This is a genomic window from Amycolatopsis pigmentata (genome assembly GCF_042684065.1).
In the GTDB taxonomy this organism is placed as follows: Bacteria; Actinomycetota; Actinomycetes; order Mycobacteriales; family Pseudonocardiaceae; genus Amycolatopsis_E; species Amycolatopsis_E pigmentata.
In genome coordinates, this window is record NZ_JBHUKR010000007.1 from 809,709 (window position 1) to 832,716 (window position 23,008).

The window sequence follows — 23,008 nt, forward strand, 5'->3', positions numbered from 1 at the left end:
GCGGGTCGCGAGAGTGGAGGTCACGGGTGGCAGCGGAAGACGTTCGGAACCTGATCATCATCGGGTCAGGACCGGCTGGATACACGGCGGCCGTCTACGCCGCACGCGCCCAGCTTGAACCGCTGGTCTTCGAGGGCTCTCAGTTCGGTGGCGCCCTGATGACCACGACCGAGGTGGAGAACTACCCCGGGTTCACGGACGGTATCCAAGGTCCGGACCTGATGGAGGAAATGCGCAAGCAGGCCGGCCGCTTCGGCGCCGAACTGCGCGCCGAAGATGTCGAGCAGGTCGAACTGGCCGGTGAGACCAAGTACGTCACCGCGAACGGTGTCCGGTACGCGGCGAAGGCGGTCGTCCTCGCGATGGGTGCCGCGGCGCGTTACCTGCACGTACCCGGTGAGCAGGAGCTACTGGGGCACGGAGTGTCGGCCTGCGCCACCTGTGACGGCTTCTTCTTCCGTGACCAGGACATCGCGGTGATCGGTGGCGGTGACTCGGCGATGGAGGAGGCCACCTTCCTGACCAAGTTCGCGCGCTCGGTGACCGTGGTGCACCGGCGTGAGGAGTTCCGCGCCTCCAGGATCATGCTGGACCGCGCCCGCAACAACGACAAGATCCGCTGGAAGCTCAACTCGCAGGTCACCGAGGTGCTCGGGGACGGCAAGGTCAGCGGCATCAAACTGCGCGACACCGTGACCGGCGAGGAGTCGCGGCTCGACGTGACCGGCTTCTTCGTCGCCATCGGTCACGACCCGCGCAGTGAGCTGGTGCGCGGACAGGTCGACCTGGACGAAGAGGGTTACGTGCTCACCCAGGGCCGCAGTTCCTACACCAGCGTCGACGGCGTCTTCGCCGCCGGTGACCTGGTCGACCACACCTACCGGCAGGCCATCACGGCGGCCGGCTCGGGCTGTGCCGCCGCCATCGACGCGGAGCGCTGGCTCGCCGAACGCGTCGGCACCGAAGCGGCCGAGGTGGCGCCCGAACTCGTCGGCGGTGGATACGGCGCCGCCACCCTCTGACCTCAGGGCTGGAAACCAACTAAGGAGAAAACATGTCCGACACCGTCAAGGTGACCGATGCCAGCTTTGCCGATGACGTGCTGACCAGCGACAAGCCGGTTCTGGTCGACTTCTGGGCGACCTGGTGCGGGCCGTGCAAGATGGTGGCCCCGGTCCTCGAGGAGATCGCCGCCGAGAACAAGGACAAGCTGAAGATCGCGAAGCTCGACATCGACGAGAACCCCGGCACGGCGCGGGACTATCAGGTCATGTCGATTCCGACGCTGATCCTCTTCCAGGGTGGCAAACCGGTGAAGCAGATCGTCGGCGCCAAGCCGAAGGCGGCGCTGCTTTCGGATCTGTCCGACGTCCTCGCCTGAAAAATGCAACGATGACCCGGGTGCCGGCGTCTTACCCGAGACGCCCCCCGGGTTTCTTTCTGCCCACGCCAGGTGCTCGGGACGCACCGACCGGCCCCACGTGGTCACGGAGAGTCCTCAAGGCAGAATAGGAGTCCGGGCCGCGCCCGGTACCAGGTTTGCGCCGCACCGGATTCGTCCCGGTGCCCAACGAAGAGCGAGGAGTGCATGCGGGTACTCCGCCGCGGTGACGCCGGCCAGGACGTCGCCGAGATCAGGTCGATGTTGAATTCATTGGGCCTGCTCAGGTCGGGGGGCGAGCAGGACGGTCACACGCTGTTCGATCACGACGTGGAAAGTGCCGTCCGTGGTTTCCAGCAGCGGCGCGGGCTGATCACCGACGGTATCGTCGGACCGGCCACCTACCAGGTGCTCCGTGGCGCGACGTTCCGCCTCGGCTCACGCCCACTGGCGTACCTGTTCTCATCGCCGGTGCACGGTGACGACGTGTTCACCTTGCAGGATCGGCTGACCGAACTCGGCTACGACGCCGGACGGCCGGACGGGCTGTTCGGCGCCCGGACCGAGAAGGCGCTCCGGAACTTCCAGCGTGACTACGGCCTCGCCGTGGACGGCATCTGCGGACCGGCGACGGTACGGGCTCTGCGCCAGCTCTCGCCCCGGGCCAGCGGCGGACGTCCCGTCCTTCTCCGCGAACAGGAACAGGTGCGGCAGTCCGGCCCCCGCTTGCGCGGAAAGCGGATCGTGATCGATCCAGGCCATGGCGGCGCGGACCCGGGGGTGGAGGTCGCCGGGGTGCGCGAGGCCGACGTGGCGTGGGACCTGGCCCGCCGACTGGAGGGCCGGATGAAGGCCACCGGCATGGAGGCGTTGATCTCCCGGGGCCCCGACAACGGCCCGAACGAGGCGGAGCGCGCGGCGTTCGCCAACGAGACCGCCGGTGACGTGTTCCTGTCCCTGCACTGTGACCGCAACCAGTCACCGCAGGCGCAGGGCGTCGCGACCTTCCATTTCGGCAACGGCCGCGGCACCACCTCGACGGTCGGCGAGCTGCTCGCCGGATACATCCAGCGAGAGCTCGCCGCGCGGACGGGCCTGGCGGACTGCCGGACGCACGGGAAAACCTGGGAGATCCTGCGGCTCACCCGCTGTCCCGCGGTGCGCATCGAGATCGGTTACCTGACCAACGCCGGCGATCGCGCCCGGCTGTCCGACCCGGCCTTCCGGGACGTGGTGGCGGAGGGCATTCTCGTCGCGGTCAAACGCTTGTACCTGCTCGGCGAGGGCGACCAGCCGACCGGCACGTTCACCTTCGCCGACGTTCTCGCCCACGAACTCGCCAAGGCCGAATAGCGGCCCCGTCACCGGTCAGGCCCGGGCGGCGCTCGGCTCCGCGGTGGTTATGGTGACCTGTCCCAGCAGGCGTTCCAGGGCCGCTTCGACGTCTTCCTTCCAGGAGATCGCCGACCGCAGTTCGAGGCGCAGCCGGGGCCACTTCGGGTGCGGACGCACCGTTTTGAAGCCGACCGCGCTGAGGAAGTCCGCCGGCACCACGCAGGTGTGGCCTGGCCCCTCCGCGGCGTTCTCTTCGGGGCTCGCGTCACCGAACGACTCGATGGCCCGCACCCCGCGCCGGGTCAGGTCCTTGGCGACCGCTTGGACCAGCATCCGGCCCAGTCCGCCGCCCCGGAACTCCGGCAGCACGTGGAAGCCGGTCAACAGCACGGCGTCCGCGCTGGGCGGGGAGGTGGGGAAGGCGTTCGCGCGGGGTACGGCATTCGGCGGCGCATAGAGCACGAAGCCGACCGGGAGGTTCTCGCTGTAGACGATGCGGCCGCAGGAGCCCCACTCCAGCAGCACGCTGGACACCCACGCTTCCTTCTCGACCTCGGTCTCGCCGAAGTCCTCGGCCTGCGCCTTCAGATGCGGCGCGAGCTCCCAGTAGACGCAACGCCGGCAGTGCTTGGGTAGCAGTTCCAGGTTGTCCAGCGTGACGCCCACGACGCGACGCGACACCCGACCTCCCGATTGTGGTCCCCGACGGCTCACCCGTTCGCGGGCGCGCGAAGCCCCAACTGCCGGATGATCCTTAGCCGAGGATAGGCCTCTGTGACCCACGCCGAAAGGCCGCGAAGGTCACAACGATGGGTGGTTACACTCGATGGACTTGCCCGACGACCCGCTTGCGAAGTGCCCATGAGTGACTTACCGCCCGAAAGAACCGGCCGCCACAATCTCGACCCGCATCTGAGCCGGTACGCCGCGCGTACCGCCGGCATGACCGCGTCGGAGATTCGAGCGCTGTTCGCGGTGGCGAGTCGGCCGGAGGTGGTCTCCCTCGCGGGGGGCATGCCCAACCTCGCCGCGCTCCCGCTGGACAGCCTGTCCGCGCAGGTCGCGGGTCTGATCGCCGACGACGGACTGGTGGCTCTGCAGTACGGCTCGGCGCACGGCGTCCCGGTCCTGCGGGACCAGATCTGCGAGGTCATGGCGCTCGAGGGCATCTCGGCCCATCCGGACGACGTCGTCGTGACGGTCGGCTCCCAGATGGGCCTGGACATGGTGACCCGGTTGTTCTGCGATCCGGGTGACGTGGTGCTCGCGGAGGGTCCTTCCTACGTCGGCGCGCTCGGTTCGTTCGCCGCGTACCAGGCGCAGGTCGTGCACGTCGCGATGGACGACGACGGTCTCGAGCCGAACGCGGTGCGTGAGGCACTCGACCAGGTCGCGAAATCCGGCAGGCGGGTCAAGTTCCTCTACACGATCCCGAACTTCCACAATCCCGCCGGGGTGACGCTCGCGGTTTCCCGGCGCGCGGAGATCCTGGAGATCTGCCGGTCACGCGGCGTACTGGTGGTCGAGGACAACCCGTACGGCCTGCTCGGCTTCGACGGTCAGACCTACCCGGCGCTCCGCTCCACGGATCCCGACAACGTGGTCTATCTCGGTTCGTTCTCCAAGACGTTCGCTTCCGGCTTGCGGGTGGGCTGGGTGCTCGCGCCGCATGCGGTGCGCGAGAAGCTGGTCCTGGCCGCCGAGTCGGCGACGCTGTGCCCGCCGACGCTGAACCAGTTGATCGTCTCCCGGTACCTGAGCACCCACGACTGGAAGGGTCAGATCAAGGTCTTCCGCGAGAACTACCGAGAGCGCCGTGACGCGATCATTTCGGCGTTGGAGCAGTACATGCCGACAGGCTGCTCCTGGACTCGCCCGGACGGCGGTTTCTACGTGTGGGTCACCGTGCCCCCGGGCGTCGACGCCAAGGCGATGTTGCCCAGGGCCGTGACGGCCAGGGTCGCCTATGCCTCCGGCACCGGGTTCTACGCCGACGGGTTCGGCAGCAGGCAGATGCGGTTGTCCTATTGCTATCCGACGCCGGAACGGATCAAGGAAGGCGTGCGGCGTCTCGCCTCGGTGCTCGAAGCCGAGATGGATCTCGTCCGGACGTTCGGTAACGTCAGCATGAAGCCGATCTCCGGGCCCGAAACACCGTCGCCCGACACGGCCTGACCGTCCATAGTAGACATTAGAGGAGTGCTGGCGTGGTCTTGCCGACCGTCGCAGTTCTCGCAGGCGGGCTTTCGCACGAGCGCGACATCTCCCTGCGTTCCGGTCGCCGGCTTTCCGCCGCGCTGCGCGAACAGGGACTGACCGTCGAGGAATGGGACACCGACGCGGGACTGCTCGGCAGGCTACGCGACGAGCGCCCGGACGCGGCCGTCGTCGCGCTGCATGGCGGTGAGGGGGAGAACGGCTCGGTCCAGACCATTCTGGAGATGCTGAAAGTACCCTACGTCGGCACCAGTTCGCAGGGCTGCCGCCGCGCCTGGGACAAACCCACCGCCAAGGCGATGCTTGCCAAGGCCGGCTTCGCCACTCCTGACTGGATCGTGCTGCCGGCGAGCACCTTCCGTGAACTGGGGGCCCAGGGCGTGCTCGACGCGATCGTCGATCACCTGGGCCTGCCGCTCATGCTCAAACCGGACGAAGGTGGCTCGGCGCTGGGCACACAGGTCGTCCGGGAAGCCGCGGAGTTGCCTGCCGCGATGATCGGTTGCTTCGCCTACGGGGACACCGTGCTGGCGGAACGGTTCATCGACGGGGTCGAAGTGGCGGTGGCTGTCGTAGAGCGCGACGGGGGCCCGCAAGCGCTCCCCGCCGTCGAGATCGTCCCCGAGAGCGGGGTCTATGACTACACCGCTCGCTATACGGCCGGCCTGACCGACTTCTTCACCCCGGCGCGGCTTCCCGAAGACACCGCCACGGCGGTGGGGGAGCTCGCGGTCGCCGCCCACCGGCTACTCGGTCTGCGGGACATCTCCCGCACGGACGCGATCGTCGCGGGCGACGGAACGGTTCAGTTCCTCGAAGTCGCCTCTTCGCCCGGCCTCACCGAGACGTCGACGGTGCCGATGGCGATCGAGGCCTCCGGCGCGAGCCTCGGTGCGGTGTTCACCGATCTGGTCTCCCGCGCGATCAAGCGGTCGGCCTGAGCCGTAGGGGCCTCACCGAACGCGAAAAAGGCGGGGCCCACGAATCATCACCGTGACGAAACGGCCTGGTGTCATTCCTTGTCGAGATTTCGTGTCCGTTTTGTCGCTTCTGGCGCCATGATCGCGACAATTCGCTCGAGATCATCGACCGAGCCGAACTCGACGACGATGCGGCCTTTCCGGCGGCCGAGGTCCACCTTGACGCGAGTGTCGAAGGTGTCCGAAAGGCGGGTGGCCAGATCCTGAAGGCCGGGTGCCTGCATCGGCTTCCGCGGTTGTGGCTTGGGCTTGGCAGGCGACTCGGACTTCTTGAGTGTGACCGCCTCCTCGGTCGCCCGCACCGACAGGCCCTCGGCCACGATGCGGGTCGCCAGATCCTCCTGCGCCTCCGCCTCCTCGAGCGACAGCAAGGCACGGGCGTGGCCCGCCGACAGCACTCCGGCCGCCACCCGCCGCTGCACCGGAAGCGGGAGCTTGAGCAGCCGGATGGTGTTGGTGATGACGGGCCTGCTCCGGCCGATCCGGGAGGCGAGTTCTTCGTGTGTCACTTCGAACTCGTCCAGCAGCTGCTGGTACGCCGCCGCCTCTTCGAGCGGGTTCAGCTGGACGCGGTGGATGTTCTCCAACAAGGCGTCGCGGAGCATTGCCTCGTCCGCCGTCTGGCGGACGATGGCCGGGATGTTCTCCAGCTCGGCCTGCTGTGACGCACGCAGCCGGCGCTCGCCCATGACGAGCTCGTACTCGTTGTCCGGCAGCTCCCGGACGACGATCGGCTGCATGAGCCCGAACTCGCGGATCGAGTGCTCGAGCTCGGCCAGGGCCTCCTCGTCGAAGACCTGGCGGGGCTGCTTGGGGTTCGGCTTGATCGCCTTGATCGGGACTTCGCGGTAGACGGCACCGGCCACTTCACCGGCGTCGACCTTCAGCGAACCACTGGCGGCGAAGGGCTCCTTGCCACCGTTCCGGGCCGATTCCGGGCGTACCTCGGTTCCCTCCGCCGGGCCGGTGGGGATCAACGCGGCCAGGCCGCGTCCAAGTCCTCCTCGGCGCTCGGTCATAGCGTGCCACTCCTCGAACCGTTCGTGCTGCCGCGCTCGGCGATCTCTTTGGCGGCGTCGATATAGCTCATCGCGCCCCGGGAGCCGGGATCGTAGGCGAGCACGGTCTGCCCATAGCTGGGCGCCTCGGAGACCTTCACGTTCCGCGGGATGACCGTCTTGAGAACGACGTCACCGAAGTGGCCGCGGACCTCGGCGGTGACCTGGTCGGCGAGCTTGGTGCGGCCGTCGTACATGGTGAGGAGGATGGTCGAGACCGAGAGGCTCGGGTTCAAGTGCTTCTGGACGAGGTCGATGTTGCTCAGCAGTTGGCCGAGCCCCTCCAGCGCGTAGTACTCGCACTGGATCGGGATCAGCACCTCGCGCGCCGCCACCATCGCGTTGACGGTCAGCAGCCCGAGCGAGGGCGGGCAGTCGATGAAGACGTAGTCCACACCGATCTCGTTGATGGCCTCGGCGGAGAGCGCCTCCTTCAGCCGCGACTCCCGGGAGGACATCTCGACGAGTTCGATCTCGGCGCCGGCCAGGTCGATGGTGGCGGGCACACAGAAGAGGTTGGGGGACTGCTCGCTGACCGCCGTGGCGTCGGCCAGGGAGACGTCGCCAAGGAGAACCTCATAGACGGAGGGTGTCCCGGAGCGATGGTCCACGTTGAGCGCCGTGCTGGCGTTGCCCTGGGGGTCGAGGTCGATCACCAGAGTCTTCAGACCGTGCACGGCGAGCGCGGCCGCGAGGTTGACCGCACTGGTGGTCTTGCCGACACCGCCCTTCTGGTTGGCGACGGTCAGCACCCGACGACGGTCGGGTTTCGGGAGCGTGTTGGGTTCGGGGTGCAGAACGCGCGCGGCCTGCACTGCCTCTTCGGCGATGGGCGTCCAGTCTGACGAAGGCGGGGTCACCGGCCGTGCCACCTCTTTCCTGTCGACGGTTTCACGTGAAACACGGGCCTGACGATCACCACGGTGGTCGGCGTGGAGAGCACACCGGCCCCACATTCGGAAACAGAGGGAGTGCTCCCGCCGACCCGGGCGACAGCCGCGGCATCGCGAGTGACCTCGTCCCGCGCGCTGGCCCCCTTCACTGCGAGCATCATGCCATCATCACGCACGAGGGGGAGACACCAGCCCGCCAAACGGGCGAGGGGCGCGACCGCGCGCGAGGTCACCACCTCGGCCACGCCGATCCGCCGCCGAATCGCCTTCTCTTCCGCTCGTCCGCGGATCACCTCGACGTCCAGACCGAGCGTCTCGGTCACTTCGGCAAGCCATTCGGTCCGACGCGCCATCGGTTCGACGAGCACGACACGAAGGTCCGGGCGAGCGATCGCTAGCGGGATCCCCGGGAAGCCACCTCCCGAGCCGACGTCGACCACCCGGGCGCCTTCCGGGATCAGTTCGGCGATGACCGCGGAGTTGAGCAGATGGCGGTCCCAGATCCGGTCGACTTCGCGGGGGCCGATCAGCCCCCGCTCGACTCCGTACCGCTCGAGGAGTGCCGCCAGCCGGACCGCGTCCTTGAGTCCGTCCCCGAACACCCGGCCGGCCACCTCGGGCACCTCGACCGAGCCTTCGACTTCCTCCACTCGTCACCCCTTGCCTCACTCGTTTCACGTGAAACCGATTGTCCCCGATGCCGGCCGCGCCACGCGGAAGGCACGCGAACTGTGCACCGTTTCACGTGAAACCGTGCACAAAAAAAGACCCGCCGGGGGAACCGGCGGGCCTCTTCCTGTCTGCGCGTCAGTCGGGGAGCACGACCACCCGACGCTTGGGCTCCTCGCCCTCACTCTCACTGTGCACACCGTCGATCGTCGCGACAGCGTCGTGGACCACCTTGCGTTCGAACGGGCTCATCGGCTGAAGGCGAACCTTCTCGCCCGTCGACAACACCGTCTCCGCGGTGGAACGACCGAGCTCCCGCAACTCCTCGCGACGACCCGCTCGCCAGCCCGCGACGTCCAGCATCAAACGGCTCCGGGTGCCGGTCTCCTGCTGCACGGCGAGCCGGGTCAACTCCTGCAGTGCCTCCAGCACCTGACCCCGGCCGCCGACCAGCTTCTCCAGGTCCTCGCCGCCGTCGATGCTCACGACCGCACGACCGGCTTCCACGTCCAGATCGATGTCGCCGTCGTAGTCCAGCAGGTCCAGCAGGCGCTCGAGATAGTCCCCCGCGATGTCGCCTTCGCGAACCAGCAGATCCGCCGTCGATGAGCCGCTTTCTTCGGCGCCTGTCGTGGCCGCGTCATCGTCCTGCGCGGTCTCGATCGCCTCGACCGTCTCCGACATACCTTTTCTCCTCTCAATGTCTGTCGCCGGTCACCTCGCGACGTCGCGCGAACGACCGGCCCGGCAGGCGTCAGCGACGCTTTTGGCTCGAGCCCTTCTGCCCTGAACTCTTGCCGCCCGACCCTTGTTTCTTCCGCTGCTGCGCCGAGCCACCCTTGGCGCGCGCGGGTTGCTGAGCGAACCGATGGGGTGAACCTGCCTTCGAGGTCGTCTGGCCGTTCGACGGCGACTTTCCGTCCGCGGACGACGCGGTCGCCTCCGTCGTGCTCGGCTGCACCGGCTTCTGACCGGGCTTCGGCTTCGCGCCGGGCTTGGGGGCGAGCGAGTCGCGCTTCTCCTTGGCCTCGGCCTTCTTCACGGCTTCTTCCTTGTCGATCCGGTTGTAGACCAGCCGCTGCTGCATCAGCGTCCAGCCGTTGTTGGACAACCAGTAGACCAACAGACCGATCGGGAAGAACGCACCGAAGACGAGCACACCCAACGGGAAGATGTACATCGTCAGCTTCTGCATCATCGCCGTCTGGGGGGTGGCCGCGGTCGGGTCCTGGCGCGCGGCCGAGTGGCGAGCCGTCAGGTGAGTCAGAACCGCGGCGAGAATCATCAGCGGGACGGCGACCGGAGCCACGTGCCAGTTCCAGCCACCGTTGATCCCGCCGAGCATCGCGGTGTGGTGGATGGCGTCACCGATGTTGACGCCGAAGAGCTTGGCGTTGACGTAGGACTCGACGCCCTGCTGGTTGAAGAAGTAGTTCTCGGTCTTCGGACCGCCGCCGGCGGGCTGAATGCTGAACGCACGCAGTACCCAGTTCAGGCCGATGAAGACCGGCACCTGCAGCAGCATCGGCAGACAGCTGCCGAGCGGGTTCACCCCGTGCTCGCGCTGGAGCTTCTGCATCTCCGCGGCTTGGCGCTGCTTGTCGTTCGCGTACTTCTTCTGGATCTTCTTCAGTTCCGGCGCGAACTCCTGCATCTTCTTCATCGACCGGACCTGGTTCACGAACGGCTTGAACATGATGCCGCGGACCGTGAAGGTCAGGAACATGATCGCGAGGATCCAGGCGATCGCATTGTTGGCGCCGAAGATGAAGCCGAAGACCTCGTGCCAACACCACAGGATGAAGGACACGGGGTAGTAGATGAAGTCGAGCACTGAGCTACTCCTCGGTTGACATACCAGGTCCGGTGTGGCGCCAGGAGAACGTCTCGGGCACCGGGTCGCGGCCAGGGGGAGTCCATGGTCCGCAACGCAAGAGCCGGCGCGCGGCGAGGTACGAGCCTCGCGCAGCGCCGAAACGGGTCAGGGCCTCGACCGCGTAGGCACTGCAGCTCGGATAGAAGCGGCAGCTCGGCGGGAGGTAGGGAGAGATGAATCGGCGATAGAACCGGATCGGCTGCAACAGGAGCCAGGCGACCGGCCCGGGCCGGGTGGCTTCGTCGGTCACGGTCGTGGAGTCGTTCACACCGCTGGCCCCTCGCTGGGATCGGAAAGCAGGCTCAGCCGCTTCAACGCGCCGTCGAGATCCGCCCCCAGTTCGGCACTGGACGCGGTGGCCGCGGGCGGCAGGGCCCTTACCACCAACGTAGCGCCAGGCGGCAAGGTTCCGAGCCGCGCCGCGAGCAGGTGCCGCAGACGGCGGGTGACGCGGTGTCGCACGACGGAGTTGCCGATGGCCTTACTCACGACGAAACCTGCCCGCACGTCCTGTCCCGCCGCGTCCGGGGAGCGCGGTGGAACAGCCGGTGCGGGCAGGTCCCGAGGTTTGATCGCATGCACGACAAGACGCCGCCGCCCCGCGCGGGCTCCCTTGCGCATCACCTCGCGGAAGTCCTCGCTACGCCGCAGACGGGCGGCGGGGGGCAGCATGGCACACCTGCCGGGAGGGCGCTGTCAGGCGGACAGCTTCTCGCGGCCCTTGCGACGGCGGGCCGCCACGATCGCCCGCCCGGCGCGGGTGCGCATGCGCAGCCGGAACCCGTGCGTCCGGGCGCGGCGGCGGTTGTTCGGCTGGAAGGTGCGCTTACCCTTGCTCACGACTACTTCTCCTGGTCTCGACGTATCCGGCGACACGCGGCCACCGTCAGGTCTGGGGTGTCCACCCACGGGCCATGCGAAGTGTGGACACGCGAAGATGCCCACTGCTAGCGGGGGACCTTACGAGAGTACGCACCGGGCGCAGTCGGCCGATAACCGCCCCCCGGTTCGGCGCGGAGCCCCCGCTCGGGCGGGCAACGAACAGCGCACCGATGCGTCTTGTGAACCGGCCCCCCACTTGTTAGCGTGTCTCCTCCAGCCCTGGGGGAGACGTCCCATAACCCGTTCGAGGGGCTAGACGCTGCCGTCGGCAGGTGTAGAGGCTCTGACTGGCGTAGGTTGCACCCGCGGGTCGAGTCGCTACGAGTCGCCGTACATTAGTGCACAGTTGTGGACAACTCTGTGGATATCCGCTGCGCGGTGTGACCATGGGGACCGGTATTGCCCCTCGAAGGTGTGGGCAAGTCACCGGTGAGGGTGATCTCGATGTTCGTCCGGGGCGACGAGGGGAGGGGAGCGGAGGCGGTGTCGGAGCACCAGATGAATCTCGGTGTCGTCTGGGACCAGGTGGTCCGCGAGCTGTCGGACGGCACGCTTTCACCTCAGCAGCGAGCCTGGATGCGAGTCACCCGGCCGATCGGGCTGCTGGACGGCACCGCGTTGCTCGCCGCGCCGAGTGACTTCGCCAAGGAAGCCATCGAGCGCGCGCTTCGCGACCCCATCACGCACGCGCTTTCCCGCCGTCTCGGCCGCCCCATCTCGCTCGCCGTCAAGGTCGACACCGCCGAAGTGGCGATGCCCCCGGCTCCGCCGGTCTACACGCAGTCACCTCCCCGGGTGGACAACGTCACCCCACCGCTGGCCCCGAACATGCCGACGCTGGACAACGGAATCCTCCCGCCCGTGCGGCGTCCCCTCGCTCAACCACCCGAACCGCTCAAGGCCACGGCGCCGGACGACGACGGGGACGAGGAAGTCGACGAAGAGGGCGACGCGCTGGCCACCGCCCACGAGATCTGGCCGATGTTCGCCGGGCAGCCGGCCGCCGGACAGCCCTACACGGCGCCGGCCCAGCCCCAGACCTCCAAGACGCGCCTCAACGAGAAGTACAACTTCGACACGTTCGTCACCGGCGCCTCGAACCGCTTCGCCCACGCGGCGGCGTTCGCCGTCGCCGAAGCTCCGTCGCGCGCGTACAACCCGTTGTTCATCTGGGGCGAGTCAGGGCTGGGCAAGACCCATCTGCTGCACGCCGTCGGGCACTACGCGCAACGGCTGTTCCCCGGCATGCGCGTGCGCTACGTGTCGACCGAAGAGTTCACCAACGACTTCATCAATTCACTGCGTGACGACCGCAAGGTCGCGTTCCAGCGCCGCTACCGCGACATCGACATCCTGCTGGTCGACGACATCCAGTTCCTCGAAGGCAAGGAAGGGACTCAGGAAGAGTTCTTCCACACCTTCAACACCCTCCACAACGCGAACAAGCAGATCGTCGTCTCCTCCGACCGGCCGCCCAAACGGCTGGAAACCCTGGAAGACCGGTTGCGCACCCGATTCGAGTGGGGGCTGATCACCGACATCCAGCCGCCCGAGCTGGAGACCCGGATCGCGATCCTGCGTAAGAAGGCGGCGCAGGACCGGCTGGCGGTTCCCGGTGATGTCCTCGAGTTCATCGCTTCCCGCGTCGAGGCGAACATTCGCGAGCTGGAAGGCGCGCTCATCCGGGTCACGGCGTTCGCGTCGCTGAACCAGCAGCCGGTCGACGTCGGTCTGGCCGAAATCGTTCTCCGCGATCTGGTTCCGGATTCGCAGGCCCCGGAGATCAGCGCGGCGGTGATCATGGCGACCACCTCCGAGTTCTTCGACGTCACGCTCGACGATCTCTGTGGTCCGGGCAAGACCAAGGCGCTGGCGACGGCGCGGCAGATCGCGATGTACCTGTGCCGCGAACTCACCGACATGTCACTGCCGAAGATCGGCCAGACTTTCGGCGGCCGCGACCACACCACCGTGATGCACGCCGACAAGAAGATCCGCAAGGAAATGGCGGAACGGCGCCGCATCTACGACCAGGTGCAGGAGCTCACCTCCCGGATCAAACAGCGCGCGCGGCAGTAAGCCGGCGCGCACCACGTCCACGACACATATTGCCGCCACCGGGTTTTCCCTGGCGTGGAACCGGCAGTCGTCCTTCCCGTGAAGACGGGCGGTTCGTTCCATCACCGGTGTTTCGGCAGCCCTCTCAGCGGTAAATCGCGACGCACCTCCGCTTTCCGCGGCAGGGCGCGGAATCGCGCGGCCGACCGTTCAGCCGGCCGGATGAGCCGCCGGACTGTGATCCCGGTAACGAGAAAGCTTCGAAGGCAGAGCGCGGTCACTCGACCGAGCGGACTCCGCGATCATCCGCGTCTGAGGACAACTCGGCCCACAACTTGGGGATGATCTTGTGGATAACCGGGGCCGATTGTGGACCGACCGCCAAGAGCCGAAAACTGTCCACGGACCGACCCGATTCATCCACCGGTTCCATCCCCAGGTGTCCACAGGTTCGCGTGCGGCCGGAGCTGCGACGACAACGGCTGTCCACACAACCCACAGCCCCTATTACTGTCACTGCCTTTGTCTTTGCCAAGAGAAGTTCCTAGCGGAAAACAGGCGGCTGTGGACATGGGGACAGCTCGGCGAACTGCGTTGACAAGTCGACATGTCAACGCAGTGCCCCGCGTGACGGGCCGAGCCGCCACGTTCTAACGTGGGTATCCACACCGCAGCCCGCACGCCGTTGGCGACATCGGCACCCGGGCCTCCACACACCTACGAGAACCCTGGTCAGCGCATTCCACCGCGCCGTCAGGGGCCATTTTCGATCTTCACGAGCTCTTTTGGGCTCTGCTGTCGAAGGGATGAGCACATGAAGATCCGCGTCGAGCGTGACGGGCTGGCCGACGCCGTCGCGTGGGTGGCGAGAAGCCTGCCGTCCAGGCCCCCGGTCCCGGTGCTCGGCGGTGTGCTGCTCGACGCCGGTTCCGACGGAGCCACCGACGCCCTGACCGTCTCTGGTTTCGACTACGAAGTCTCGGCCACGGTCGGTGTCCCGGCGACGATCGCCGACGGGGGCCGCCTGCTGGTGTCCGGGCGCCTCCTCGCCGACATCACGAAGTCCCTGCCCGCCCAGCCGGTCGAGATCGCCGTCGACGGGGCTCGTGCCTCGATCAATTGCGGGAACGCGCGGTTCAGCCTGCCGACGATGCCGGTCGAGGACTACCCCCAGCTTCCCGCCCAGCCCGCGCTCGCCGGTGAGGTGGCGGGTGACGCGTTCGGCCAGGCGGTCACCCAGGTCGCGGTCGCGGCCGGCAAGGACGACACGCTGCCGATGCTGACCGGCATGCGGCTGGAGATCTCCGGCAGTTCGCTCACCCTGGTCGCCACCGACCGGTTCCGCCTCGCGATGCGCGAGTTCGCCTGGGAGCCGGCCGAGGGCTTGGCCGACGCCGCGGTGCTGGTGCCGGCGCGCACCCTCGCCGAAGCCGCCAAGTCGCTCGGCGCCGGTGGCGGACGGGTTTCGGTCGGATTGGCCGGCGGGGAAGGCCTGCTCGGGCTTTCCGGTTCCGGGCGGTACACGACCACTCGCCTGCTGGACGCCGAGTTCCCGCCCTATCGGCAGTTGCTGCCCGCGCAGCACTCGTCACGTGCCGTGATCGGGGTGTCGCCGTTGTCCGAGGCGATCAAGCGCGTGTCACTCGTCGCCGAGCGGGGTACCCAGGTACGGCTGGAGTTCTCCGAGGGCACATTGCGGTTGTCGGCCGGCGGGGATGACGAGGGCAGCGCCGAAGAAGAACTCGGCGTGGACTACGAAGGCGAGCCGGTGACGATCGCGTTCAACCCGGCTTACCTGGTGGACGGGCTCGGTGCCCTGCACGCCGACCGCGCCGAGCTGACCTTTACCACCCCCAACCGGCCGGCACTGATCAAACCGGCCGACGAAGAGGGTCAGGTCATTCCCGGATACCTCTATCTGCTCATGCCGGTCCGCCTGCCGGGTTAGGTAGGCCGGAGTGGGTGTGCCACTGGCCGACGGAAGCCGGGCGCGCCTGGGAAACACAGCCTCCAAGCGCGGGACTAACGACACGAAGGGGAGTTCGATGGTTCAGCTGGGACTCGTCGGCCTCGGCAGGATGGGCTTCAACATGCGCGAGCGGCTGCGCGCCGCCGGGCACGAAGTCGTCGGCTACGACCGCAACGAAGCCGTCAGCGATTCGACTTCGCTCGCCGACATGGTGTCGAAGCTCGGTGCACCCCGCATCGTGTGGGTGATGGTTCCCGCGGGCGACCCGACGCGGCAGACGATCGCCGAGCTCGGCGATCTCCTGTCCGAGGGCGATCTGGTGATCGACGGCGGCAACTCCAAGTTCACCGACGACCGGCACAACGCTGACGGACTCGCGGCGAAGAAGATCGGCTACCTCGACTGCGGGGTGTCCGGCGGCGTCTGGGGCAAGGAGAACGGCTACGGCCTGATGGTCGGTGGCGCGGCCGAGGACGTCGAGCGGGCGATGCCGATCTTCGACGCGCTGCGTCCGGACGGGCCGCGCGAGGAAGGCTTCTCTCACGCGGGCGAGGTCGGTGCGGGTCACTACGCCAAGATGGTCCACAACGGCATCGAATACGGACTCATGCAGGCCTTCGCCGAAGGCTTCGAACTGCTCGAGGCCGCGAAGGTCGTCAAGGACGTGCCTGCTGTGATCAAGGGCTGGCAACGCGGGACCGTCGTCCGGTCCTGGCTGCTCGACCTGCTGGTCCGCGCGCTGGACGAAGATCCGGACCTCGACGATCTCGAAGGTTATGTGGAGGACTCCGGCGAAGGCCGGTGGACCCTGGAAGAGGCCATCAACAACGCCGTGCCGGCGCCGGTCATCTCGGCCGCGTTGTTCGCCCGGTTCTCGTCCCGGCAGAAGGACTCCGCCGCGATGCGTGCCGTCGCCGCGCTGCGCAACCAGTTCGGCGGGCATGCCGTCAAGAAGGTCGGCCAGTAGGTCTTGTACCTCCGTCATCTCCAGGTCACGGACTTCCGCTCATGGGAGCAGGCCGACCTGCCGCTGAGTCCCGGAGCGACGGTGCTGGTCGGTCCCAACGGGCAGGGCAAGACCAATCTGCTCGAGGCGATCGGCTATCTGGCGACCCTCGGCTCGCACCGCGTCGCCACCGACGCGCCGTTGGTCCGGCACGGGTGTGAGCGGGCGCTGGTGCGGGCGGCGGTGGTCAATGCCGATCGCGAACTGACCGTCGAGCTGGAGATCACGCCGGGCAAGGCGAACCGGGCGCGGGTCAACCGCGGCGCGATAGGCAGACCCCGGGACATTCTCGGGATCCTCCGTACGGTGTTGTTCTCACCGGAGGATCTGGCGCTGGTGCGCGGTGACCCTGGTGAACGCCGCGGATTTCTCGACGAGCTCCTGGTGCTCCGCGCACCCCGGTACGCGGCCGTGCGCTCCGACTACGAACGGGTACTGCGTCAACGCAACGCTCTGCTCAAGACCGCGGGCAAGAGAAAGGGACAGCGGGAGGATCCGTATGCGCTGTCCACGCTGGAAGTGTGGGACAACCACCTGGCCACCGCCGGCGCCGAGCTGCTCGCGGCCCGGCTGGATCTCGTCGCCGACCTCGCCCCGTTCACCTCGACCGCCTACGCCGAGCTGGCGCCGGACTCGCGACCGGCGAGAATCTCGTACCGATCGAGTCTCGGTGAGGCGCTGCCCGCCGGTTACGGCACGCCGGGCGGAGAACGAGCCGAAAAGGACAAGCTGACCGTTATCCTTACCGAAGCCTTGGCCGCGGCCAGGCAGGCTGAGCTCGAACGCGGGGTCAGCCTGGTCGGTCCGCACCGGGACGAGCTGGAACTGATTCTCGGCGAGGCCCCGGCGAAGGGCTATGCCAGCCACGGCGAGTCCTGGTCCTTCGCACTCGCGCTGCGGCTCGGTTCGTATGAGCTGTTGCGGGACGACGCCGGGGAACCGGTTCTCCTCCTCGACGACGTGTTCGCCGAACTGGACAAGCGGCGACGGTCCCGGCTCGCCGACGTCGCGTCGGCAGCCGAACAGGTACTGGTGACCGCCGCGGTGGACGAGGACGTGCCCGAAGAACTATCGGGAGTACGTTTCGCGGTCTCGAACGGGGAGGTCAAGCTTGCCTGAGGATCGGTCGGCAAGATCAAGTCAGGTACCACCCGTGACGGGGGCCACAGAAGTTACCCACCGATCTGGGGACAAACCTGTGGATAGTGTGGATAACACGGTGAACTCGTTATCGCCTCCTGTGATCAAGAGGCCGAACGGGGTATTCGACCAGTCACAGTCCGGGGATAACCCGACCGCGCCTGCCTCAGCGAATACTCAGCGTGAGCAGTCCGCTGGGCCGAACGAGAAGGGTGGCGGACGCGATCTCGCCCGGGCCGCCCTGGCCGCCGCCCGGGCCAAGGCGGAAAGCCGCGGCGCCGAGCCCGGAGTCCGCAAGCCGCGCAAGCCCAGTGAATTCGGGCAGAATCCCCGGCGGCGGCGGTGGTCGGGGCCCGGTTCCGATCCGCGTGACCCGCAACCGCTGGGCAGGCTGATGAGCCGCCTGTCCCGGGATCGCGGCTGGTCGGACCGGCTGACCAACGGCCGCGTCTTCGGCGAATGGGCCCGGCTGGTCGGCGACGAGGTCGCCGAACACGCGCAGCCGGTCGCTCTCAAGGACGGGGAGCTGACCGTCCAGGCCAGTTCGACGGCGTGGGCCACCCAGCTCCGGCTGCTCCAGGGGCAACTGCTGGCCAAGATCGCCGCCGGCGTCGGGCACGGAGTCGTCAAGAGGATGCGGATCCACGGGCCGGCGGCGCCGAGCTGGCGCAAGGGGGTCCGGCATGTTCCCGGGCGAGGGCCGCGGGACACCTACGGATAGTTTCCGCCTCCGGCAGGCGCCGCTCTTTCCGGTCTGCGTACGCCGCTGTGGGCACTCCTGTGCCGAGCGTAGATGAGAGCGCCGTAATGCCCCGGTATGGAGCGGATCTACCTCGCCACTTGTCCCGGTTCGAGATCGTGGCTCAGCGAGGAAACCAGAGGTGTCCTTGCCGTATGCCAGCGGAGGCGGCCAAGTAGAATGGTGGCGAGCGGGGATCTCTCGGGCGAGACTGAGGAGAAAGCAGGCCTGTGGCAGCCAAGCAGAACGACTACAACGCGTCCTCGATCACCGTACTCGAGGGGCTGGAAGCGGTCCGGAAGCGTCCGGGCATGTACATCGGCTCGACCGGTGAACGTGGCCTGCATCACCTGATCCAGGAGGTCGTGGACAACTCCGTCGACGAGGCCATGGCGGGCTACGCGACCCGGGTCGAGGTGACCCTGCTCGCCGACGGCGGCGTCCGGGTGGTGGACGACGGCCGGGGTATCCCGGTCGAGGAACACCCGGTCCACAAGAAGTCCACGCTGGAGATCGTGCACACCGTGCTGCACGCGGGCGGCAAGTTCGACAGTGAGAGTTACGCGGTGTCCGGCGGCCTGCACGGTGTCGGCGTGTCCGTGGTGAACGCGCTGTCCACCGCGCTCGATGTGGAAGTCCGCCGTGACGGCAAGATCTGGCGCCAGCGCTACGAGCATTCCGAGCCGGGTGAACTGGTCGATGCGGGCACCACCGAGGCGACCGGCACCAGCACCACGTTCTGGGCCGACCCGGAGATCTTCGAGACCACCACGTACAACGCGGAGACCGTGGCGCGCCGTCTGCAGGAGATGGCCTTCCTCAACAAGGGCCTGTCCATCGTGCTGCGCGACGAACGGGTCAGCGAAGAGGACGCCGAAACCGACGCGAGCGGTCAGCAGGCTCGCGTGAAGGAGCGTGTCTACCACTACCCGGGCGGCCTCGAGGACTTCGTCCGGCACATCAACGGCAGCAAGGAACCGATCCACCCGAGCGTGATCTCCTTCGACGCCAAGGGCGACGGCCTCGAGGTCGAGGTCGCGATGCAGTGGAACAGCTCCTACACACCTTCGGTGCACACCTTCGCCAACACGATCAACACGCACGAGGGCGGTACACACGAGGAAGGCTTCCGCGCCGCGCTGACCCGCGTGATCAACGTCTACGCCCGCGACAAGAAGCTGCTCAAGGAAAAGGACGAGAACCTTTCCGGCGAGGACGTGCGGGAGGGGCTCGCGGCGATCGTGTCGATCAAGCTCGCCGAGCCGCAGTTCGAAGGACAGACCAAGACCAAGCTGGGCAACAGCGAGGCGAAGTCGTTCGTGCAGACCAAGTCGAACGAGTGGCTTTCCGACTGGCTCGAACGCAACCCGGGCGAGGCCAAGACGATCATCAACAAGGCGGTGTCCAGCGCGCAGGCGCGGATGGCCGCGCGCCGTGCCCGCGATCTCGTCCGCCGCAAGGGCGCGCTCGACATCGGCGGACTGCCGGGCAAGCTCAAGGACTGCCAGTCCACCAACCCGGAGGAGTGCGAGCTCTACATCGTCGAGGGCGACTCGGCAGGTGGCTCGGCCAAGGAAGGTCGCGAGAGCCGGTTCCAGGCGATCCTGCCGATCCGGGGCAAGATCATCAACGTGGAGAAGGCCCGTATCGACCGGGTACTCAAGAACACCGAGGTCCAGTCGCTGATCACCGCGCTGGGCACCGGCATCCACGACGACTTCGACCTGTCGAAACTGCGCTACCACAAGATCGTGCTGATGGCCGACGCCGACGTTGACGGCCAGCACATCCGGACCCTGCTGCTGACGCTGCTGTTCCGGTTCATGCGGCCACTGGTCGAGCACGGCCACGTCTATCTCGCCCAGCCGCCGCTCTACAAGATCAAGTGGCCGCGGTCGGATCCCGATTACGCCTACTCCGACCGCGAGCGCGACGGGCTGATCGCCGCCGGCGTCGAGGCCGGACGGAAATTGCCCAAGGACGACGCGATCCAGCGGTACAAGGGTCTCGGCGAAATGAACGCCGAGGAACTGTGGGAGACCACCATGGACCCGGCCCGTCGCCTCCTGCTGCAGGTCACCCTCGACGACGCGGCCGCCGCGGACGAACTGTTCAGCGTGCTGATGGGCGAAGACGTCGAGGCTCGCCGCTCGTTCATCACCCGCAACGCCAAAGACGTCCGCTTCCTCGACGTCTAGTCAACAAAGCCACACCTCGTCGACTCCCTTGAAGGACCTATGACGGAAACCTTGCCGCCGGATCACGACCGCACGGAACCGGTCGACATCCAGCAGGAGATGCAGCGCTCCTACATCGAATACGCGATGAGCGTCATCGTGTCGCGGGCGCTGCCGGATGTACGTGACGGCCTCAAGCCGGTGCACCGTCGCGTCCTCTACTCGATGTACGACTCGGGCTTCCGGCCGGACCGTGGCTACAACAAGTGTTCCCGTGTCGTCGGCGACGTGATGGGCAACTATCACCCGCACGGTGACTCGGCGATCTACGACGCGCTCGTGCGGCTGGCCCAGCCGTGGGCGCTGCGGTATCCGCTGATCGACGGTCAGGGCAACTTCGGTTCCCCGGGCAACGACCCCGCCGCGGCCATGCGGTACACGGAGTCGCGGCTCGACCCGCTCGCCATGGAGATGCTGCGGGAAATCGACGAGGACACCGTCGACTTCTCCGACAACTACGACGGTCGCACGCAGGAACCCGACGTTCTGCCGAGCCGCATTCCGAACCTGCTGGTCAACGGCACTTCGGGGATCGCGGTGGGCATGGCCACCAACATTCCGCCGCACAACCTGCGGGAAGTCGCCGAAGGTGTCGTCTGGGCGTTGGACAACCCGGAGGCCGAAGACGACGAACTCCTGGCTGCGCTCATGCAGCGCATCAAGGGCCCCGACTTCCCGACCAAGGGTCTGATCCTGGGCACCTCGGGCATCGCGGAGGCCTACCGCACCGGGCGCGGATCGATCCGGATGCGCGCCGTGGTCGAGGTCGACGAGGATGTCCGGGGCCGGACCACCCTGATCGTCACCGAACTGCCCTACCAGGTGAACCCGGACAACCTGGTCGAGAACATCGCGACACTGGTGCGGGACGGCAAGCTCACCGGCATCAGCGACATCGCGGACGAGTCGAACAGCCGCCGCGGCATGCGCATCGTGATCACGCTCAAGCGGGACGCGGTCGCCAAGGTCGTCGTGAACAACCTCTACAAGCACACGCAGCTTCAGTACAACTTCGGCGTCAACATGCTGGCGCTGGTGGACGGAGTGCCGCGCACGTTGCGGCTCGACCAGATCGTCCGGCACTACGTCAAGCACCAGATCGAGGTCATCGTCCGGCGCACCCGCTACCGGTTGCGCAAGGCCGAGGAACGCGCCCACATCCTGCGTGGTCTGGTCAAGGCGCTGGACATGCTCGACGAGGTGATCGCGCTGATCCGGCGCTCGCCGAACGTCGAGGACGCGCGCACCGGACTGATGGAGCTGCTCGAGATCGACGAGGTCCAGGCCACCGCGATCCTGGACATGCAGTTGCGCCGGTTGTCCGCCCTCGAGCGCCAGAAGATCGTCGACGAACTGGCCGAGATCGAAGTCAAGATCGCGGACCTGAAGGACATCCTCGACAAGCCGGAGCGCCAGCGGCTGATCGTCAAGGAAGAGCTGACCGAGATCGTCGAGAAGTTCGGCGACGACCGCCGGACGCAGATCATCCCGTTCGACGGCGAGGTGTCGGTCGAGGATCTGATCGCGGTCGAGAACGTCGTCGTCACGATCACCCGGACCGGCTACGCCAAGCGGACCAAGACCGACCTGTACCGCTCGCAGAAGCGCGGTGGCAAGGGCGTGCAAGGCGCCCAGCTCAAGCAGGACGACATCGTGCAGCACTTCTTCGTGTGCTCGACGCACGACTGGATCCTGTTCTTCACCAACAAGGGGCGCGTGTACCGGGCCAAGGCCTACGACCTGCCGGAGGCCAACCGCAGTGCGCGCGGCCAGCACGTCGCGAACCTGCTGGCGTTCCAGCCGGACGAGTCCATCGCCCAGGTCATCGAGATCCCGAACTACGAAGTCGCGCCGTACCTGGTGCTCGCGACCAAGCGTGGCCTGGTCAAGAAGACCAAGCTGACCGACTTCGACTCGAACCGTTCGGGCGGTCTCATCGCGGTGAACCTGCGCGAGGGCGACGAGTTGGTCGGCGCGGTGCTCGCCGGGCCGGAGGACGACCTGTTGCTCGTTTCGGCCGACGGGCAGTCCATCCGTTTCCACGCCACCGACGAGGCACTGCGCCCGATGGGCCGGGCGACTTCGGGTGTGCTCGGCATGCGGTTCAACGACGGCGACGAACTGCTCGGGCTCAACGTGGTCAAGCCCGACAAGTTCCTGCTGGTGGCCACCGACGGTGGTTACGCCAAGCGGACGCCGATCGAGGACTATCCGGTCCAAGGCCGCGGCGGGAAGGGTGTGCTGACCATCCAGCACGACCAGCGGCGTGGCAGGCTGGTGGGGGCGCTCATCGTCGACGCGGACGACGAGCTCTACGCCATTACCTCCAGCGGCGGGGTCATCCGTACCGCCGCGGGGCAGGTGCGCAAGGCGGGTCGGCAGACGAAGGGCGTGCGGCTGATGAATCTGGGCGAGGGAACGACTCTTCTCGCCGTCGCACGCAACGCCGACGAGCCGTCAGGCGTCGGTAATGGCGAAGGCAACGGAGGAGACGACACCGGTGTGCCGGCCGAGCAAACCGATGACACCGAGTGACGGACGTTTCACGCGCACAGGTCGCGGTAAGGA

General features: G+C 67.3%; 21 protein-coding genes. 12 read left to right on the forward strand and 9 right to left on the reverse strand.

The window, feature by feature from the left end:
• The first annotated feature begins 26 nt into the window (after positions 1–26).
• The 3 genes from trxB to ACFSXZ_RS16870 all read left to right on the forward strand — a co-directional run bounded on the left by trxB (position 27) and on the right by ACFSXZ_RS16870 (position 2,734).
• Positions 27–1,022 carry a thioredoxin-disulfide reductase gene (gene trxB, locus ACFSXZ_RS16860; RefSeq protein WP_378265970.1) on the forward strand — a complete coding sequence of 332 codons (996 nt, stop codon included), beginning with the start codon at positions 27–29 and terminating at the stop codon, positions 1,020–1,022.
• A 32-nt stretch (positions 1,023–1,054) separates the two neighbouring features.
• The gene (trxA, locus tag ACFSXZ_RS16865; protein ID WP_378265971.1) at positions 1,055–1,381 is read left to right on the forward strand and encodes a thioredoxin; all 327 of its coding nucleotides are present in this window, start codon (positions 1,055–1,057) and stop codon (positions 1,379–1,381) included.
• A gap of 207 nt (positions 1,382–1,588) precedes the next feature.
• Positions 1,589–2,734: an N-acetylmuramoyl-L-alanine amidase gene (locus ACFSXZ_RS16870; protein WP_378265972.1), complete on the forward strand. Its 1,146-nt coding sequence runs from the start codon at positions 1,589–1,591 to the stop codon at positions 2,732–2,734.
• Between the two features lie 15 nt (positions 2,735–2,749).
• Here ACFSXZ_RS16870 and ACFSXZ_RS16875 read toward each other — a convergent pair whose 3' ends face one another.
• Entirely contained in the window at positions 2,750–3,397 is a 648-nt protein-coding gene (locus ACFSXZ_RS16875) for a GNAT family N-acetyltransferase (RefSeq protein WP_378265973.1), read from the reverse strand.
• Positions 3,398–3,577: 180 nt separating this feature from the next.
• Here ACFSXZ_RS16875 and ACFSXZ_RS16880 point away from each other — a divergent pair, with 180 nt between their 5' ends.
• Together ACFSXZ_RS16880 and ACFSXZ_RS16885 are read left to right on the forward strand one after the other, a co-directional pair.
• Positions 3,578–4,891 (forward strand): aminotransferase-like domain-containing protein, encoded by a 1,314-nt coding sequence (locus ACFSXZ_RS16880; protein WP_378265974.1) that lies wholly within the window; start codon positions 3,578–3,580, stop codon positions 4,889–4,891.
• A gap of 32 nt (positions 4,892–4,923) precedes the next feature.
• Positions 4,924–5,874 carry a D-alanine--D-alanine ligase family protein gene (locus tag ACFSXZ_RS16885; RefSeq protein ID WP_378265975.1) on the forward strand — a complete coding sequence of 317 codons (951 nt, stop codon included), beginning with the start codon at positions 4,924–4,926 and terminating at the stop codon, positions 5,872–5,874.
• A gap of 71 nt (positions 5,875–5,945) precedes the next feature.
• On the opposite strand, the gene ACFSXZ_RS16890 is transcribed toward ACFSXZ_RS16885, so the two are convergent.
• From ACFSXZ_RS16890 to rpmH, 8 genes are all read right to left on the reverse strand, one after another.
• The gene (locus ACFSXZ_RS16890; RefSeq protein ID WP_378265976.1) at positions 5,946–6,932 is read right to left on the reverse strand and encodes a ParB/RepB/Spo0J family partition protein; all 987 of its coding nucleotides are present in this window, start codon (positions 6,930–6,932) and stop codon (positions 5,946–5,948) included.
• Complete coding sequence (locus ACFSXZ_RS16895) at positions 6,929–7,831, reverse strand: ParA family protein (RefSeq protein ID WP_378265977.1); 903 nt, start codon at positions 7,829–7,831, stop codon at positions 6,929–6,931. Before ACFSXZ_RS16895 ends, ACFSXZ_RS16890 begins: the two co-directional genes overlap by 4 nt.
• Entirely contained in the window at positions 7,828–8,514 is a 687-nt protein-coding gene (gene rsmG, locus ACFSXZ_RS16900; RefSeq protein ID WP_378265978.1) for a 16S rRNA (guanine(527)-N(7))-methyltransferase RsmG, read from the reverse strand. The genes ACFSXZ_RS16895 and rsmG overlap by 4 nt, the downstream gene beginning before the upstream one ends.
• Before the next feature lie 157 nt (positions 8,515–8,671).
• Positions 8,672–9,217, reverse strand: a complete 546-nt coding sequence (locus ACFSXZ_RS16905; protein ID WP_378265979.1) for a Jag family protein — start codon at positions 9,215–9,217, stop codon at positions 8,672–8,674.
• Positions 9,218–9,287: 70 nt separating this feature from the next.
• Positions 9,288–10,367 (reverse strand): membrane protein insertase YidC, encoded by a 1,080-nt coding sequence (gene yidC, locus ACFSXZ_RS16910; protein WP_378265980.1) that lies wholly within the window; start codon positions 10,365–10,367, stop codon positions 9,288–9,290.
• Between the two features lie 4 nt (positions 10,368–10,371).
• Entirely contained in the window at positions 10,372–10,677 is a 306-nt protein-coding gene (yidD, locus tag ACFSXZ_RS16915) for a membrane protein insertion efficiency factor YidD (protein WP_378265981.1), read from the reverse strand.
• A complete protein-coding gene (rnpA, locus tag ACFSXZ_RS16920; RefSeq protein ID WP_378265982.1) occupies positions 10,674–11,081 on the reverse strand; it encodes a ribonuclease P protein component in 408 nt (135 codons plus the stop codon). The genes yidD and rnpA overlap by 4 nt, the downstream gene beginning before the upstream one ends.
• A 24-nt stretch (positions 11,082–11,105) precedes the next feature.
• Positions 11,106–11,249 carry a 50S ribosomal protein L34 gene (gene rpmH / locus ACFSXZ_RS16925; protein ID WP_378265983.1) on the reverse strand — a complete coding sequence of 48 codons (144 nt, stop codon included), beginning with the start codon at positions 11,247–11,249 and terminating at the stop codon, positions 11,106–11,108.
• Positions 11,250–11,774: 525 nt separating this feature from the next.
• Here rpmH and dnaA point away from each other — a divergent pair.
• The 7 genes from dnaA to gyrA all read left to right on the forward strand — a co-directional run bounded on the left by dnaA (position 11,775) and on the right by gyrA (position 22,975).
• Complete coding sequence (gene dnaA, locus ACFSXZ_RS16930) at positions 11,775–13,370, forward strand: chromosomal replication initiator protein DnaA (protein WP_378266489.1); 1,596 nt, start codon at positions 11,775–11,777, stop codon at positions 13,368–13,370.
• Positions 13,371–14,163: 793 nt separating this feature from the next.
• On the forward strand, positions 14,164–15,297 hold the full coding sequence (gene dnaN / locus ACFSXZ_RS16935; RefSeq protein WP_378265984.1) for a DNA polymerase III subunit beta: 1,134 nt from the start codon (positions 14,164–14,166) through the stop codon (positions 15,295–15,297).
• A gap of 46 nt (positions 15,298–15,343) precedes the next feature.
• Positions 15,344–16,285: a phosphogluconate dehydrogenase (NAD(+)-dependent, decarboxylating) gene (gene gnd / locus ACFSXZ_RS16940; RefSeq protein WP_378266490.1), complete on the forward strand. Its 942-nt coding sequence runs from the start codon at positions 15,344–15,346 to the stop codon at positions 16,283–16,285.
• 3 nt (positions 16,286–16,288) lie between these two features.
• Complete coding sequence (recF, locus tag ACFSXZ_RS16945; protein WP_378265985.1) at positions 16,289–17,443, forward strand: DNA replication/repair protein RecF; 1,155 nt, start codon at positions 16,289–16,291, stop codon at positions 17,441–17,443.
• Between the two features lie 121 nt (positions 17,444–17,564).
• Positions 17,565–18,185: a DciA family protein gene (locus tag ACFSXZ_RS16950; RefSeq protein ID WP_378265986.1), complete on the forward strand. Its 621-nt coding sequence runs from the start codon at positions 17,565–17,567 to the stop codon at positions 18,183–18,185.
• 248 nt (positions 18,186–18,433) lie between these two features.
• Complete coding sequence (gene gyrB / locus ACFSXZ_RS16955; RefSeq protein WP_378265987.1) at positions 18,434–20,401, forward strand: DNA topoisomerase (ATP-hydrolyzing) subunit B; 1,968 nt, start codon at positions 18,434–18,436, stop codon at positions 20,399–20,401.
• Positions 20,402–20,440: 39 nt separating this feature from the next.
• Positions 20,441–22,975, forward strand: a complete 2,535-nt coding sequence (gene gyrA, locus ACFSXZ_RS16960) for a DNA gyrase subunit A (protein WP_378265988.1) — start codon at positions 20,441–20,443, stop codon at positions 22,973–22,975.
• The last annotated feature ends 33 nt before the right edge of the window (positions 22,976–23,008 follow it).